This window comes from Marispirochaeta aestuarii (assembly GCF_002087085.1).
In the GTDB taxonomy this organism is placed as follows: domain Bacteria; phylum Spirochaetota; class Spirochaetia; order JC444; family Marispirochaetaceae; genus Marispirochaeta; species Marispirochaeta aestuarii.
In genome coordinates, this window is the sequence record NZ_MWQY01000002.1 from 187,031 (window position 1) to 202,173 (window position 15,143).

The following is a 15,143-nucleotide window of genomic DNA, read 5'->3' on the forward strand; positions in this document are numbered from 1 at the left end:
AGCCGGATTATCCCTCAGTACAGGGGGTAGAGAACCAGTTCGTACTCTCCGTCGGTGATCCGCCACTTCAGCAGCCGGGCTGTCACCTGTCCGGAGCGACCAAAGGAGACCTCTTCACCTTTTATTCGTCCCTGGACCGCCCCCCCGTTGGAAGCCCAGATCTTCAGGCTGTTGCTGAAATTGAGGCGCAGGACCTCATCCCGCTGAAAAAAGCGTTCCTGCCTGGGTTCGCCGTCGTATTCATAGCGGAACAGGCAGTTTCCCCGGAAGGATGCCGTCAGGGTTATTACCTCCGGAGAAGGCGCCCGGTACAGAACCTGGGGAGGAACCTCCCGGGAAGCCAGCTGAGTGGTCCCGACGGGAATATCCTCGGTTATTACTGCCGGCTGCTCAGGGCCTGTAACCGCCTTGTCCAGACGAAGAACCGTCGTGCCGGCAGCGGAATCTATGTCCCGCACCAGGAGATTCAGATCATCCCGCCCGTCGCCGTTCAGATCGAGTCTCCGCTCTTCCCCGAGATTCAGGGAAGTCTCTTCTCCCGCCAGGGAAAGGCTCACCTGATCACCGGCTTCAAGCAGAGAAATGCTGTACTCCGGTCCAAGATCGGGGATTTCAATCCTGGTTCCCGTTTCAAAACGCTGTTCCACGATTTCATCTGTGAAAAGAAAAAGCGATTCATCCGCAGAAGCGGGAACTTCCCTGACCTGTTCCTGGGCTGCAGCTTCCCCGGCAGAGGAAGATACCGGCTTGTTCAGACGCGGAAAAAACAGAAACCCCGCGCCCACCGCAGCGAGAACAGTGAGCCCGATAAGGATTAGCAGGACCGGCGAGGGGCCCCGCTTTACCAGCAGCTCATCCATGGGGACCGGCTGTTCCTGAATCTTGAAATTCTTATACAGAGAGATCATCTCGTTAACATCGAGGCCCAGATAATCGCTGTAATTTCTCAGAAATCCGATCAAATACGGTTCACCGGGGAAGGCGGAAAAATCCTCCTGCTCCAGGGCCTCGAGATAACTCTTTGCGATGTTCGTATCCCGGCACACCTGGTCCAATGAGTAGCCTTCTTCCTGGCGCCGGCTCCGTAACTTTTCTCCTATGGATTCCATTCCTACCTACTCATCGGGGAAGATAAAATTATCAATAACATACGATGACGAGGGACTCTCATAGTCGAATCTCGCCTCGGGAATGTTCTGATTTGTTTTCAGATTTTCAAGATCTATCTGGATCTCATCGTAATCCTTGGTTATTCCGCTCAAGCGCCGGATAAATCCGTTTTCGCCCACGGACATTTCAATCTGCCGAAACCCCTCGTCGGTGTTTTTCCAGACCAGATTAAGCTTTATTACCTGCTCCCTGGAATCGGCCTCCAGAGGAACATAACCGGGGGTTTCCTTGTAGGCGATACTGTAGCCCTGACGAAAAAGACGCAGCCCCTGGGCATCGCTGTCTGATCCGGAGAGTCTCTGATTGAGGGTAACACTCTGTTCCGGCAGATATACCGTAAGCAGGCTGCCGTCGGAGACAATAACCTGGTCCTCGGGTTCAGTAAAGTTGATCCGTATGCGATTGGGATTCTTGTAGTAGATAACCCCGGTCAGAACGCTGTCGGGCTGGGTGATGGTAATGTCCGCCTCGTAATCCTGAATAAACTCATACCTCTCGGACATCTGGTCGAAAAACTGGGATGCCGTCAGGATTTCCTGGGAAAAGAGGGGAACGCCGCTGCCGCATAATCCGAGCACGACCATTACAACAGAGATATATATAAACCTGTTAATTCTTTTATTCGTCCGCATTAGAACCATCTTACTCAAGAGATACCATTTGTCAAGATTCTCCTATTTTCCGCAGAATAATCCTGCGCAGGGCCGGATCGTTGAGTTTCAGATACCCTCCGCATTCGCAGACAAAACGGGAATTCTCCAGTCGTTGGGAAGCACAGGAGACGCAATAGACCCGTCCGCATTGTTCACACTTTCCCGCAGGGGCGTCGGGAGGGGGTTCGCCATGGAGACGCAGGGGGGGAACCGGATCATTGCTCTTTGCCTCCCGCCACTCTCTGCCGCAGGATGAACAGCAATAGCTGTCATAGGCGGCATCCTGGAATCTCTGTTTCAACAGCAGGAAGCGCCGGCCGGGTTCCGGCAGCGCCTTCTCCGCGGCCGTGATGGCTTCTTCCGCTTCGGGGAATTTTCGCCGGGTAATCAGGAGTTCGATCAGGTTTTCATGGGCCTCGGAAATCCCGGGTCGGATGCGTATGGCTTCGGTGTAGGCGGTTTCCGCCCTGAGAAACTCACTCTTCATCCAGGCGCAGTTGCCGATTCCCGTCATTGCGGCGGGATCTTCCGCCTCCTCGAGAACTTCCTGATACAGTTCCTCCGCCCGGCTGATCATATCCACTTTAAGACAGGCGGCGGCACAGTTCATACGATAATCCCTGTTCTCCGGCGCCATTCTGATTACCTTCTCATAGAGCCGGACAGCGCCGTCAAGATCGCCCCGGGAGACCAGCAGGTTTGCCCGCTGATTCAGAAGGGCATGGGATTTCCCGGCCCATGCTCCGAGGTTGTCCAGGTAAGCGATTCCGGCCTCCGGGCCCTCCTCCAGGCTAATCAGATAGGCCATGTTCGCCTGTATCTCCTCCTCTTCCGGGGCCGCGGCGAGAGCCGCGGACAGCAGCTCCCGTGCTCCGGACAGGTCCCCCTTCTGGGCCCGCAGGAGACCCGTCAGGTTAAGAGCCCACTGGTTACCCGGGGCCAGGGACCGCGCTTTTTCCGCCTCATCCAGGGCATCCAGCCCCAGGGCATGCAGATTGTCGGCGAGTTTGAGCCAGTACAGGTAATAATCCGGCTCCGCCTGGGCCGCCTGAAACAGAAAATCAACTGCTTCATGACGCCTGCCTTTCATGGCAAGCAGTGTCCCGTGTAAAAAGAGGACCGAGCTCTCCTCATATCCTTCCCGGATCAGGGCCTCGAAGATTTCTCCGGCTTTTTCATAATCCTCCCTTCCGAAAAGGACCTTGGCCTCCAGGGCGCGAAGCTCCGGACTGTCCCCGGCGAGTTCCCGTATGGCAGGGAGAATCCCTTCCAGGTCGAAATAGGCCTCTTCTGCAAAATAGAGTCCGGCGGCGGTCATGTAATCAGACAGGGCGGTCCCGGAATCCCCCATCCGCTCCCTGGCCCGGGCAGCGTTGACAAATAACAGAGGGATCCCGCTGTTTATCCCGCAGGCCCGCGTGTAGGCGTCCGCGGCGTTTTCCCAGTTCCCTACCCCGAACTCACCGTGGCCAAGAAGGTTCCAGATCATTTCGTCGTCGGGAAATTTCTCGACTTGCTCCCTCAGGTAATCCTTGAGCTCCAGAAAACGGTTTTCCATGTACAGAAGGTTGGCCTTTTCCCTGACGGCCTGGAGATAATCAGGATCGATCTTCAGGCACTCCTCAATAGCTGTCAGGGCCTCGGGAAAGAGTCCGAGCTGAAGGCAGCATTCTGCGAAGAGGAAATACTCATCCCGTCCGGGGGCTCCCTGAGAGAAGGCCCTGCGCAGCTGTACAAGGGCGGCGGCAAAATGTCCTATTCCATGGAGAGACTCGGCAAGGGCGATGCGCCGAGGTCGCGGCGGGTCCTGTACCCGTGCCCAGCGGTAATATGCCGCTTCCACCTCGATGGGAATTGAATTGAGATCAAGCTTTTCCAGGAGAAACTCTGCATGGTCTGATTCACCGTAATTCTGTCCGCCGAAGGCTATTCTGCCGCTGTGAAGATTATCATCGGAAAACTCCCCTACCCACTCGCCGTTTATGGTGAACACAAAGGAATCGTCCCTGGCAATAAGCCCCAGGCGGAGAAGCCCTTTTTCCGGAAGAGGGGCCGGAGTCCAGGGTATGAGGGTCATGGGCGAATCGTTAAAAACCAGATCAAACCGGAAGTAGCCGTGATTGGAGACGAGAAAATAGTAGTAGCCTCCGTCCTCGATATACCGCAGAAGAAAACCCGCAGCAGAATAGCCGTTCCCGTCGGGAATACGTATGTCAGCTTCGAGGTACAAATCCCGGTAGCGATACAGGGGATCAGTGACCCAGGCAAAAACATTCTTCCGGGTCAATTGCAGTTGAAGAGCGCCCTTTTCCTGAGAAGCTTTATAGCCGTGCCCCTCTTCCCGGGGGGGAAAACGGCGGCGGCTGAGACGTGAAAACGATGTTTTCCATCGTTCTTCCACCAGATCATCAGGATCATGTTGCTGCTTTTTCCGAAGCCAGTTGAGCATTGCCTTAGTATACGGAAGGGCACCCCGTCAGTCCACACCCGCAGCAGGCTGCTTGCCATCCTCGAAGGCGACGGGTATAGTAATTTCATGGTAAGCATCATTTCACTCGGCGGCTCCATTGTCGCACCGGATACCCCGGATGTACCCTTTATTCAGCGATTTTCCGCCCTCGTCCGGGAGTACCTGGCAGAAAAGGAGGACCGCAGGATTATTCTCATAGTCGGAGGAGGCGGACCCGCCAGGGCTTATCAGCAGGCCTACAGAGACATAAGCGGGAAAACCCATTCGGAGGAGCAGGACTGGATCGGCATCATGGCAACCAGGCTCAATGCCCAGCTGATACGGGGAGTATTCGCTGACCTGTGCCCGGACCCGGTAGTGACCGACCCGACGGCGGTCCGGGAGATGACCGGAAGGGTACTGGTCGCCGCAGGCTGGAAACCAGGCTTCTCCACTGATACCGACGCCGTCTACCTTGCTGAACAGTTCGGTGCCGACAGGGTGATCAACCTTTCCAACATAGCCAAAGTCTATACCGATGATCCCAGAACAAATCCGGAGGCCGAACCCCTGGACAGGATCTCCTGGGAAGAGTTTCGAAGGATGATCGGCGACGAGTGGACTCCCGGCCGCAACGTGCCCTTTGATCCTGTGGCCACAAAAAAGGCGGCCGAACTCGGCCTCAGGGTGATATGCGCCGCCGGAAGGGACATTGAAAACCTTGCCCGGCTTCTGCGGGGAGAACGGTTCGAGGGAACCCTTATCGGCGAATAGCGCCCTTCCGGTAATGCCACAGGACCCGGGAGTAGTCATCCGGAAAAGGATTCGACCGGGTGAAATCGGGCAGCCATTCCGCCGTGCCGGAGGGTTCCTGAAGGAAGCCCTCCTCGATTCCCGCTTCCGCGAGAGCATCCGAAAGAAGCTCGTACTCGAAGGCTGAGATCCCCCGCTCACATCCGGGATCCCGGGGATTCAGGTACTGGGTCATCAGCGAGAAGATCCCCCGTGAACCGACATTCCGTCCATACCAGCGGATCACATCGAGACTCTCCTCAATATATTCAGGCAGCACCAGGTGACGGACTATAACCCCGCGTACAAGGGTTTCGCCGTCATACGCGGTATCCCGGTCCTTCAGCATCACGGGCAGCACCTCACGGATGACATCAGGATAATCCCCCCGCCCTGTTTCTCGTATCGCCAGAGTAGAGGAGAGGGTTTTGATGTCCGTCAGGAAAATATCGATCCAGGGCTTGAGCATATCAAGGGCAGAGGCAGACTCGAAGCCTGATGTATTCCACACCGTCGGGATTCCAAGTCCCCGGGAGCGGGCGATTTCCAGAGCATAAACAATGGAGGGGATAAACTGGGTAGCGGTAACGAAGTTAATGTTGGCAGCTCCCTCAGTCTCCAGATGAAGCATTATCTCCGCCAGCTCTTCGGCCGAAACGCCTCTGCCGGCCCCCTCCCGGCTCAGCTGCCAGTTCTGGCAGTCCCGGCAGCCCAGGGTGCAGCCGCTGAAAAAAAGAGCACCGGACCCCGCTCCGGCAACAAGGGGAGGCTCTTCTCCCCGGTGCAGGGTTGCACAGGCCAGCCTGATTTCGGAGCTCTGCCCGCAGAAGCCGGTATGCCCTGTGGTCCTGTCGATACTGCAGACTCTGGGACACAGAGAACAGAGTCGATAACCGGCAGCCGGGAATGATTGACTATAACTGTTCATCTTCTATAATCCTTGCTTACTGTTCGGAATCCTGGAGAAGAATAATGAATACGCGCCTGAGTTGCAGTTGTTTCCCGGGCACTTTCGCCTATCCGCCAATATTTATCGCTGAAACGGTCTCTGTCAACAGACAGGGCCCTCTTCGGAAAGAAAGCTCCGCAGCAAAGGTTTTTCAGTTCATTTGTTCAGATCACAGCAATCCAGGCGTTTGTTGCCGAAGGACTTCTTGTTGGCGGATATCATCCGGTCGAGAAAACGGGTCCACAGGTTCTTCCGCTGAGTCCCGGCAACGTCTATCGGATAGCCGATCTCTCTGAAAGTTGCACATACATCGTCCCAGCTTAACAGGTAGGGATCATATATTACCTCCGCCGATCCTATCGCGAGATTCTCTATTCTGAGCCCCTCCGAATCTGCGAGGCTGCTTTTAATCTTTTCGATACAGCGGTGACAGTGCATTCCCCGGATTATCACATCTGTTCTTGCTGATACATATCCGTTTTCCATGAGCTCCTCCTTTCTAATGCCAGCATGCAGGTATACCCAACAATTCTGCGGGTGGAGCAAATATGCATCCACATCAATACCTGCCTATTTTACTAAAATATACCATGCCCGGGTAGGGTATCAAGGCCGCGGGGCCGGTTCTCACCCTGTTTTATCCTGCAGATTTTCAGGATATACTGGCCATATGGGGGCTGCAGTATACAGAAAAGCCGCGACGTTGATGCTTGCCGCATGCTTTCCGGTTCTGGGGATAGATTTTCCCGATCAGAGCGATATCCCCTTCCGGGAGGAAGAGGTTTCCGCCATAAGCGGGAAAACTGCCCTACTCCCCCGTATATCCGGCAGCCTGAGTTATGAGAACGTCATTACCCGGGATGATACCCAGGTATTCAATCTGCGCTGCGGTATTTACGGAACCGCGGTTCAGTATGACACTATTGGTCTGGGATTTTTTTTCGATTCCATACTTCTGGCGGGTCCGGTAATCGAGTAGGCGGGGATCAATAATTATTGATCCCAACCTCTCACACCACCGTACGTACCGTCCGGTATACGGCGGTTCAACTAAACAGACTATGGTACCTGAAATCAAGTACCCCCCGATCAGCCTCCATGCGTTTAGCATAGAGATTCTTGTAATATCCTAATACATCAAGCAGTCCGAAATGTGTGTGAATCGTCTTGCTATGTAATAGGCAATTCATTGCACCGGCCATCTTCCAGTAGGAGTTACTCCCAAGCTTCCAATGTTTTAAAACCGAGTCACTTACCCCCAATTGCCTCAGGCGATGTTTACGGTTTCTCCCATTCTTCCACTGTTTCCATAGATACTGGCGAATACGCCTTCTCGTCCATTCCATCAATTGTTCAAGGTATTTCTTCATGGAACTTCTAGCAAAGTATCCGATCCACCCTCTGAGCATACTGTTCAGCTCTCTAATAACCGTATCGATCTTCACCCCACGATTACGTCGGGTTATCAACCTGATTCGGTCTTCCAGCTTTTTCAGTTTCTTTTTGTTAGGAATAACCATACCAAGACGCTCACGTTTCCCGTATGTCAGGAAAGTAAAACCGAGGAAGGACGAGCCTGAGGCTCTCCTCGCCTCCGTCTTATCCACATTCACTCTCAGCTTCAGTTTCCGCTCAAGATAACTCTTTGCATTATCCCTCACTCGGTACGATGATCTCTTACTCTTTGTGAAGATATTGCAGTCATCTGCGTATCTGACAAAACGAAGTCCCCGATACTCCAGTTCCCTGTCATATGGGGTCAGGTAGATATTTGACAGCATTGGAGACAGCGGACCGCCCTGAGGAGTTCCCAAAGCTGTTGCCATCATACTGCCGTTCGTCATTACTCCGCTTTTCAAGAATACGAAAATGAGTCTCCTGATGTCCTTGTCTTCCATGTGCTTGTCCACCAATCCCATCAAGATGTCATGGTTGACGGTGTCGAAGAATTTGGAGAGATCCAAATCTACAACATGCCGGTAGCCTTCGGACATGTAGGTCTGTGCGAGTCGAACCGCATCCTCAGCGCTTCTGTTTGGGCGGAACCCGAAACTGTAATCACTGAATGTCGGCTCGAACACCGGCGTCAGAACCTGGACCATTGCCTGTTGGATTACACGATCAATTGCCGTGGGTATCCCCAGAAGCCGTACTCCTCCACTGTCTTTGGGAATCTCTACCCGCAGTACAGGCTGTGGTTTGTACTTCCTGCTCACAATCTGTTTACGTATCTCAGGCCAGTGTGCATCGAAGTAGCCAGGAAGTTCGCTAACTTCCATTTCATCTACCCCGCAAGCGCCTTTGTTCGCCACCACTTTTCTGATGGCTTCCTGGATGTTCGCAAAGGAAATCAGTTGTTCGCACAAATTGGTGTTCGGTCTTGACTTGTCTTCCTTTCTCATGTGTTCCTTCCCATCTTGTATCATCCCCTGTTCAGGCATTCGCCGTTCGGATTCACAGATGGACCTTTCCTCTTTGAAAGGCATTTAGTTGTTCGGCCCTTCACGATGTTTCCTCATCCCTACTATGGCCTCGGCTGACTTCTCATGGCGAGCTTTACTCCACCTATCATTACCAATATTGCAGGCTAAGATGTCCATGAGACCTCCCCCGTTAAGAATAATGACTTTCCTTCCAGGCAACCGCCACATTTACTGCATCAGTTGTAGTGTGGATTTCGTCACTCTTTGTAAACTCGTCCACTGATACAGCCTTATATGTGATTTCTGTCCGTCGGTTCGGAAGTTTGCCTCGGACTTCCTTCAGACCCAGCCTCGCGACTACGCCCTTGTCGTCAGCTAGCAGTCTCTTTCACACTACCACCTGCAACGGACTTTCACCGTTTAGTCATTACCCATGCAGGGCAAACAAAGGAACAGAAACCCCGGCTTCCGCCGCCGAGTTCTGGTTGAATGCAGTTCAGTACGAGTACGGAATAGAAAGCCGGATACGGCTTGAAGACTGGGATCTTTCCGCAGGCTATTCACGATCGAGCCTGCACCCCCTGCGAGCTGGATTTGCTGAAACCGCCTATGATGTACTGAAAGCAGGCGCAGTGCTTCCAGCCGTCCGTACGGGAGGTATCCTGGCCCGGTTTTCCCTCCACGGGGGCTATCATACCCTTTTCGATTTCTGGAAAAGCAGACTCCCGCGCTACAGGGTACAATACAGCCTGGCGCCCCGTATATACCTGGAAACCCGGGCCCCCTCAACTGTGTATGCCCGCTTTGAACCGACGCTGTTTTTTCTCAGGTCGGGGGATGCCGGCTATGATGTCTTCTGCGAAACTGGGCTGCAGCTGAACGGCACGGGGGGCGCCGCATCGTTCTATTTATGGTCACGCTTCTGTGACGATACCGAACTCCTGGCGGAATCCAGGGACCGATGCGCTGTTACCGGCCTGGGAGTCCGGATTTCCACCTCACCTTGACAGAGGTACAGGGGGCGGAGTATTCTCCTTCAGGTTAACATTTTACGCCCGCCGGCGTGGCGAAATTGGTAGACGCGCTAGACTCAAAATCTGGTGGGGGCAACTCCGTGTCGGTTCGAGTCCGACCGCCGGTAAATCAAAAGTCGTCGCAAGACGGCTTTTTTTAGGGCGCCACTAAAAACGTGGTATTTTTGTTACAGGCAAGGCGGAGGGATTTTGTAGCGCCCGCAAACTCTTGTGATAACAAGAGTTGAGGACCGCGGGAAATCCCGACAACGCAGCATAGAGCAAAAAGAGTAGTTTTTAGAGGTGACCACATTCCATCGGACTCGAACGCAGTCCAGGCGATTGGCCCGAAGGGACTATCGTAAGCAGCGAATCGCGAAGCGATGCAGCTGTCGAGTCCGACCGCCGCCGCTATAATTCGCTCAGCCTGCGCCGGTAGGCCTGTGCTTCCTGCTGCCGTCCCAGAACTTCACAGGTATCGGCAATATTGAAGAGGGCGTCTTTGTGGTTTTTATCTGCGGCCAGGGCCTTCTCGAAGCAGGCCAGAGCCTTTTCGTATCGTCCCTGGACAAACTGAAGGGCGCCGATATTGTTCTGAACGGTCGGATCCTTCGGATTGAGTTCCTCGGCCCGGCTATAGGCTCTGGCGGCCTCCCCGTAGTTTCCCGACTGGAAGTGAATGAATCCCAGCTGATTCCATGCTTCTGCGTCGTCACCCCGGATTTCCAGATATCTCAGCATCCGTTCCTCGGCAGGCTTGAATCTGTCCATCCGGCTTAAGGCAATGGCACTGTTGAAGAGCGCCGAAAGATGATCAGGATCGGACTCGAGAACCCGGGCAAAGCAGCGTTCCGCCTCCTCCGGATTATCGAGGGACAACAGGTCCGCCCCCTTGTTAACAAGGATATGAAGCTTCTCATCCATATCATTCTCCCCGGGGAGGAAAATCAAAGTTCTTACCAAACAGATCGGTAAGGGTCGACAGCATCTCATCCTCTCCCGGGCCGTCGACGCTGATCCGCACATGGTCTCCCTGATAGAGTCCCATGGCAATCAAACCCATTACATTGGTGAGGTCCGTCACCATTCCCTTGCCTTCCACGGAAATCTTCCCCGGATATCCACCGGCAGCCTGGATTATGAGACCCGACGGCCGGACATGAATTCCCGCGAAGTTCCGCACTTCAACATTAGCATGAACCATTCTGGATGAAAGTATGCACCCTTTAACAAAAAATGTCTAACCTGCAGAATCTTCGCTGTCCAGAATACGAAGCCTGGCCAGTTCCCTGCGTATCTTCGTGCGGGTTACAGGCTTCAGAATATAGGCGTCCGCCTGGTCTGCAAAGCTTTTCCGTATGCTTTTGTGCTCCGCCACGGTGGTAACAACGGCGATGCGCGACCTGTCCAGTCCCGCTATACCATGGTCATCCTCCAGAGCCCGGATACCGGAAAGCACATCGAGACCGGATATCTCGGGAAGCAAAAGGTCCAGGATGACCAGATCGTAGGCTTTTCCCTCCTGAAGGGCCGTTCTGAATGCCTCCAGGGCTTCCCTGCCGTCCACCGCGACATCGCAGGCGCCAAAGTTGCTCAGTACGGCAGACTCGAGATGCCTGGTGGTAAAATCATCCTCCACAATAAGGATATTCAGCTCCCCGGACCGGACAGGGGACTTGTCCTCAAGGGGAACCTTCGGCTCTGGAGCAGTCGAAGCATCAGCATAGGGCAAAAGAGGATCGAATATCTGCTCTTTCAGTTCCTCGATCTTCAGAGGACTCGAGAAGATGATGGTAAGGGTGATCATTTCCTGACCTTCGGGCCACTGGTCCGGTTTCGGTACTACTTCAATGAGGGTTCCGAGGGATTCCAGAGTCCTGAATACAGGCAGTTTCCAGAACCGTTCCTCCTGAAGGGAGGATTTGACGGTTTTCTGGATCTGCCACAGCCCGCTGTTATCCTTCGAAGAAGAAGAGGCGGCAGGACGCACAGGAGCATCCGGCCGTTGACTCGCCGAAGAGGCATCTATCCGGAACTCCTGCTCTGTATCCGACTCCAGATTCAGGCGCACCACATCCAGGGCGGACAAAAAGCTGTCCAGCTCCTCACCGGCAGGCAGGGTACCGGTATTTCGATGGGAATCGAGGATATGCTCCATGGAATGAAGCATTTTTGATGAAACAGGAAACCCCGCCATACCCAGAGAACTCTTCAGGCTGTGGGCGCTGCGGAACATGGAGTGGATCTGTGCAAGAGCGTCGATATCCCTCTTTTCACTGCCCTGCAGTTCTTCAAAATTCAGAAATTCCTGTTCCAGTGTATCAAGATGATCAAGTATCTCCGCCATGAAGGCTTCGTGTTGGGAATCCATATTAAATGTTTCATCCTGGGCATGAAGTATTAGAAATGGGAACGCCAATTCCCTTCTTTATAATATGCGATGAGGGCCCTTATTTCAAATACCAGAGAAGAAAACAGGCTGCTGTATTCCGCATCCCGTCCTTCCCTAACTGCAGCCTCAAGGTTTTCGGCGGCGGAAACAGAAGGTCCGGCAGCGATGGAAACAAGCATGCTTTTCGTTTGATGGACTTTATGCCGAAGCTGACGATGTTCATTCCGGCGAATCAGGGTACGGATTTCTTCCATATCATCGAAAACCCTGTTCTGCACCATCTCCATGAGTTCCATAAAAAGATCAGTATCTCCTTCGTAGATTTCCTGGAGCATAGACTGGTTAAAGGGAGTCTCCATTCTCAATCTCCCCGGATTTCACTCACCAGGGCGTCGAAGATGGTAAGCATATCCACCGTCGTTTTTCGCAGGCGGGATGCGATGATCTTGGCAATGGCCCGGGTAACCGGCAGCCCGATGGCTGAGTTCCTGTCGCCAAGTTCCAGGAAATCCTTTTTTGAAATAACCAGAAATTCGGAATCCATGGCGGCCACCACCGTGGCCGAGCGCTTATCGTCATCTATCAAAGCCAGCTCCCCGAAAAAGACGTTATCCTCCGCCTTGAGCCCGACAACCGTATAATTATCTCCGGCCCGGGTCCGCTTGAGAATCTCCACCCCGCCGTTCAGAACGATGAACATTTCATCTCCAAGCTCCCCTTCCCGGATTATTGTCTCTCCCTTTTTATATCCCCGGATCCGGCATATCCTTTCAAGTTCTTCCATGTAGTCTGAGTGAGACCTGATTGCTTCGAAAAGACTGATTTTCTCAAGACGTTCCCGTATGTCCTGATTACTGCTCATTGGGGGACCTTCCGGCTTTCAAGAACAATGGCCATAGAGTGGGGCTGAATCGGGTAGTCGTCGGGGGGAACAAAGAGGGGACGATTAACCTCCAGCTCCTTGACCTTCTGCAGGTTGGTTACCAGGGCTGAGACATCGGAGGTTTTCTGGGCGTTTCTGAGGGCCTCCATTTTCATGCGGTTCGGCGTCCCGGTGTTCTCCAGAAGCCCCAGCAGAATCATGCTGCCCTTTTCTTGAAAACCGTTCCGATACTGACTGTAACTCTTTCCCACGAACTCCCGGGGAATTACAGCGGTGCTTAAGCGGGCACTGCCGTTTTCTCCCGCCAGAAGATCCTGAATAATATGGGACATGCCGTTGGTTACGGAGGAACGGGAGAGAATACGTCTGGAGAGATCCCGGGAAAAGATGATTTCATCACAGCCGGCATGCTTCAGGTAGCTTTCGTATTTCCGGTCAAGGAGCTCAGCGGTTGTATAGACATCCCGGGCAATTGCCTTGATGGTCAGGACCGTCATGACCGTTTTGGAATCCACCTCCGATGGAACCGAACTCTCCCAGGTATCCGCCAGGATCAGGACCTTACGGGCATTTCTGACATTGGCCCTCTTGAGGGTTGCTTCGGAGAAATAATCTCCCCGAACGAACTTCAAACCCTTCAGGTCTATCTCTTCTTTTATCTCTTCAACCTTGTCGGGTTCAATATTCGACAGGAGCACCAGCCGGTCTCCCTTCAGATCGCTGCTTTCCAGAATATCCAGCAGAATGTCCCGCATGTGGTCCTTCCAGCCGCATACGATAAGATGATCACTTAGTTTGGGAAAATCCATCAAGCCCCTCCTTGCGCGGGAATTTCGTTCCACAAAAACGGATGCCAGCGATCCGGACAGGGCACTGGTGGCGGCAATCCCCAAAAAGATGGAAACCACGGCAACAAGACGTCCCGGAAAGGTTACCGGAACCTTGTCGCCATACCCGGTTGTGGAAAAGGTTATTACTGCCCACCAGAACCCGTCCAGAAGGTCAGAGAACTGGGTATTAATACTGCTTTCAAAGAGATATACCAGTCCGCCGGTTATCAGGAAAACTGCAAGAAAGAAGAGCGCCATCTGCATAAAGGGGGAATTAAGAAGATTTTCGAGAAAACGCTGCAGACGGCGAAAGGGCATGATCAGTTCTCCAACAGGGTAATCTCAACCCTGCGATTAAGCCTGCGGCCGGCTTCGGTATCGTTTCCAGCCACAGGTTCCCGGGCGCCCATACCGCGTATTACGATCTGGTCCTCCCGGCGGGCGCCAAGTTCTATCAGCGCCCTGGCCGTTACCCTGGCCCGCTCCAGAGAAAGGCGTTCCCGGCCGCTCTCCGTACCAGCCAGAGCAGTATGACCGGTAATCAGCACGTCCCGATCCGGGTAGCGTTTAAGGATCTCCGCCACTGCTCGAATCTTTTCCTCTTCCCCGGGAACAAAACGGGATGAGTCGGGGAGAAAGCGGATATTATGCAGGGCAATGGTTATACCCTGTTCGTCCACCCGTACCTCGGAGTCTTCTACCTTGTCTTTTTCCAGGGAATTACGGATTTCCTCGGCGACCTTTTCCTTTTCCATCTTTTCCGCCTGAATGACCTCGGCCGACGCCGTCCCGCGGAAAATCCAGGAGGTACCGTCATTCAGCTGCATTACCAGCTCGAACTCCTCGGTATAGGCCGCGAGATACCCTTTTTCATTGTCCCAGTAAAGGTGCTGCGCCGAAAAACCGGAAATCTGCTCCGGGGCCAGCCCCCGGCTTACGGGGAAACGATGGTATACCTGATACGTGGCATCGATGGCATGGAACATTTTATCCTTATACTCTTCCAGCCCCAGGTACTGATACGCCACGTTAATGGGGAATCGCACGACGCCCAGGCCGCTGCCGGAGTCCCGGAAGTCATGGACCTCCTCGCCGACCCCCACCCAGGTTTCCCCGGGAGCGACATCCCGTTCCGGGAACCTGGGAACTCCCCGCACAACGGGAAAACTGTATCTGTCGGGAACATCCATTTCGCCGTAGGCATTCCGGCGATAGGCCGTGGGGTGCTCCTCGCTCCACTGGTAAACTCCGGCATCCCCGGTGGAACGGTTGGCGATCTGGAAAACCCCTTCCAGCTCCCCTGTTTCACCCCGGACATCCTTGATTGTGTAGGCAATCTTGTAGCGCAGCTCCGACTGCTGAACAGCCTGCTGACGGCCATACCGCTGGATAACGGTCTCATCCACCTGGGCGACAGCCCGGAATTTTGCCCCTGAGACATACTGGAAGCGAAAAACCTCGGCTTCCAGTCTGTTTCCCGCCAGCAATCCGGTCAACAAAAGGAGCAAGGAGCTTATCTTTGATATTTTCATTCTCACGCCTACTTCCTTGACAAATATATGTCCAAGCTTATATCTTCAAATTGTATT

Annotated in this window: 16 protein-coding genes and 1 tRNA gene; 4 read left to right on the plus strand and 13 right to left on the minus strand. The window is 53.7% G+C overall.

What is annotated here, in order from left to right:
- Positions 1-14: 14 nt before the first annotated feature.
- Genes B4O97_RS02360 through B4O97_RS02370 form a run of 3 tightly spaced genes read right to left on the minus strand, consistent with a single transcriptional unit; the run spans position 15 to position 4,272 of the window.
- A complete protein-coding gene (locus B4O97_RS02360) occupies positions 15-1,109 on the minus strand; it encodes a helix-turn-helix domain-containing protein (protein ID WP_083047949.1) in 1,095 nt (364 codons plus the stop codon).
- 6 nt (positions 1,110-1,115) lie between these two features.
- Complete coding sequence (locus B4O97_RS02365) at positions 1,116-1,802, minus strand: LolA family protein (protein ID WP_083048183.1); 687 nt, start codon at positions 1,800-1,802, stop codon at positions 1,116-1,118.
- A gap of 31 nt (positions 1,803-1,833) precedes the next feature.
- Positions 1,834-4,272 (minus strand): tetratricopeptide repeat protein, encoded by a 2,439-nt coding sequence (locus B4O97_RS02370; protein WP_083047951.1) that lies wholly within the window; start codon positions 4,270-4,272, stop codon positions 1,834-1,836.
- Positions 4,273-4,359: 87 nt separating this feature from the next.
- On the opposite strand from B4O97_RS02370, the gene pyrH reads away from it, so the two are divergent.
- A complete protein-coding gene (pyrH, locus tag B4O97_RS02375; protein ID WP_083047953.1) occupies positions 4,360-5,046 on the plus strand; it encodes a UMP kinase in 687 nt (228 codons plus the stop codon).
- Here pyrH and B4O97_RS02380 read toward each other — a convergent pair.
- Together B4O97_RS02380 and B4O97_RS02385 are read right to left on the minus strand one after the other, a co-directional pair.
- Positions 5,033-5,992 carry a radical SAM protein gene (locus tag B4O97_RS02380; protein WP_083047955.1) on the minus strand — a complete coding sequence of 320 codons (960 nt, stop codon included), beginning with the start codon at positions 5,990-5,992 and terminating at the stop codon, positions 5,033-5,035. The genes pyrH and B4O97_RS02380 overlap by 14 nt on opposite strands.
- Positions 5,993-6,169: 177 nt before the next feature.
- On the minus strand, positions 6,170-6,499 hold the full coding sequence (locus B4O97_RS02385; protein WP_083047957.1) for a heavy-metal-associated domain-containing protein: 330 nt from the start codon (positions 6,497-6,499) through the stop codon (positions 6,170-6,172).
- 184 nt (positions 6,500-6,683) lie between these two features.
- Between B4O97_RS02385 and B4O97_RS02390 the strand changes: the two genes are divergently transcribed.
- Positions 6,684-6,992 carry a hypothetical protein gene (locus B4O97_RS02390; protein ID WP_083047959.1) on the plus strand — a complete coding sequence of 103 codons (309 nt, stop codon included), beginning with the start codon at positions 6,684-6,686 and terminating at the stop codon, positions 6,990-6,992.
- A 67-nt stretch (positions 6,993-7,059) separates the two neighbouring features.
- On the opposite strand, the gene ltrA is transcribed toward B4O97_RS02390, so the two are convergent.
- Positions 7,060-8,415 carry a group II intron reverse transcriptase/maturase gene (ltrA, locus tag B4O97_RS02395; RefSeq protein ID WP_158084109.1) on the minus strand — a complete coding sequence of 452 codons (1,356 nt, stop codon included), beginning with the start codon at positions 8,413-8,415 and terminating at the stop codon, positions 7,060-7,062.
- Between the two features lie 506 nt (positions 8,416-8,921).
- On the opposite strand from ltrA, the gene B4O97_RS02400 reads away from it, so the two are divergent.
- A complete protein-coding gene (locus B4O97_RS02400) occupies positions 8,922-9,443 on the plus strand; it encodes a hypothetical protein (protein ID WP_083047963.1) in 522 nt (173 codons plus the stop codon).
- Between the two features lie 50 nt (positions 9,444-9,493).
- Positions 9,494-9,577, plus strand: a tRNA-Leu gene (locus tag B4O97_RS02405).
- A 283-nt stretch (positions 9,578-9,860) separates the two neighbouring features.
- On the opposite strand, the gene B4O97_RS02410 is transcribed toward B4O97_RS02405, so the two are convergent.
- From B4O97_RS02410 to B4O97_RS02440, 7 genes are read right to left on the minus strand one after another with little or no spacing between them, the layout of a single operon-like run.
- Positions 9,861-10,373 carry a tetratricopeptide repeat protein gene (locus B4O97_RS02410; protein WP_158084110.1) on the minus strand — a complete coding sequence of 171 codons (513 nt, stop codon included), beginning with the start codon at positions 10,371-10,373 and terminating at the stop codon, positions 9,861-9,863.
- A gap of 1 nt (position 10,374) precedes the next feature.
- Complete coding sequence (locus B4O97_RS02415) at positions 10,375-10,653, minus strand: HPr family phosphocarrier protein (protein WP_083047967.1); 279 nt, start codon at positions 10,651-10,653, stop codon at positions 10,375-10,377.
- A gap of 36 nt (positions 10,654-10,689) precedes the next feature.
- The gene (locus B4O97_RS19730) at positions 10,690-11,820 is read right to left on the minus strand and encodes a response regulator (protein WP_083047969.1); all 1,131 of its coding nucleotides are present in this window, start codon (positions 11,818-11,820) and stop codon (positions 10,690-10,692) included.
- A 29-nt stretch (positions 11,821-11,849) separates the two neighbouring features.
- Positions 11,850-12,200 (minus strand): Hpt domain-containing protein, encoded by a 351-nt coding sequence (locus B4O97_RS02425; protein ID WP_083047971.1) that lies wholly within the window; start codon positions 12,198-12,200, stop codon positions 11,850-11,852.
- Positions 12,201-12,202: 2 nt separating this feature from the next.
- Positions 12,203-12,703 carry a cyclic nucleotide-binding domain-containing protein gene (locus B4O97_RS02430; RefSeq protein ID WP_083047972.1) on the minus strand — a complete coding sequence of 167 codons (501 nt, stop codon included), beginning with the start codon at positions 12,701-12,703 and terminating at the stop codon, positions 12,203-12,205.
- Entirely contained in the window at positions 12,700-13,872 is a 1,173-nt protein-coding gene (locus B4O97_RS02435; protein WP_083047974.1) for a potassium channel family protein, read from the minus strand. Before B4O97_RS02435 ends, B4O97_RS02430 begins: the two co-directional genes overlap by 4 nt.
- A 2-nt stretch (positions 13,873-13,874) precedes the next feature.
- Complete coding sequence (locus B4O97_RS02440) at positions 13,875-15,086, minus strand: OmpA family protein (RefSeq protein WP_083047976.1); 1,212 nt, start codon at positions 15,084-15,086, stop codon at positions 13,875-13,877.
- Positions 15,087-15,143: the final 57 nt, after the last annotated feature.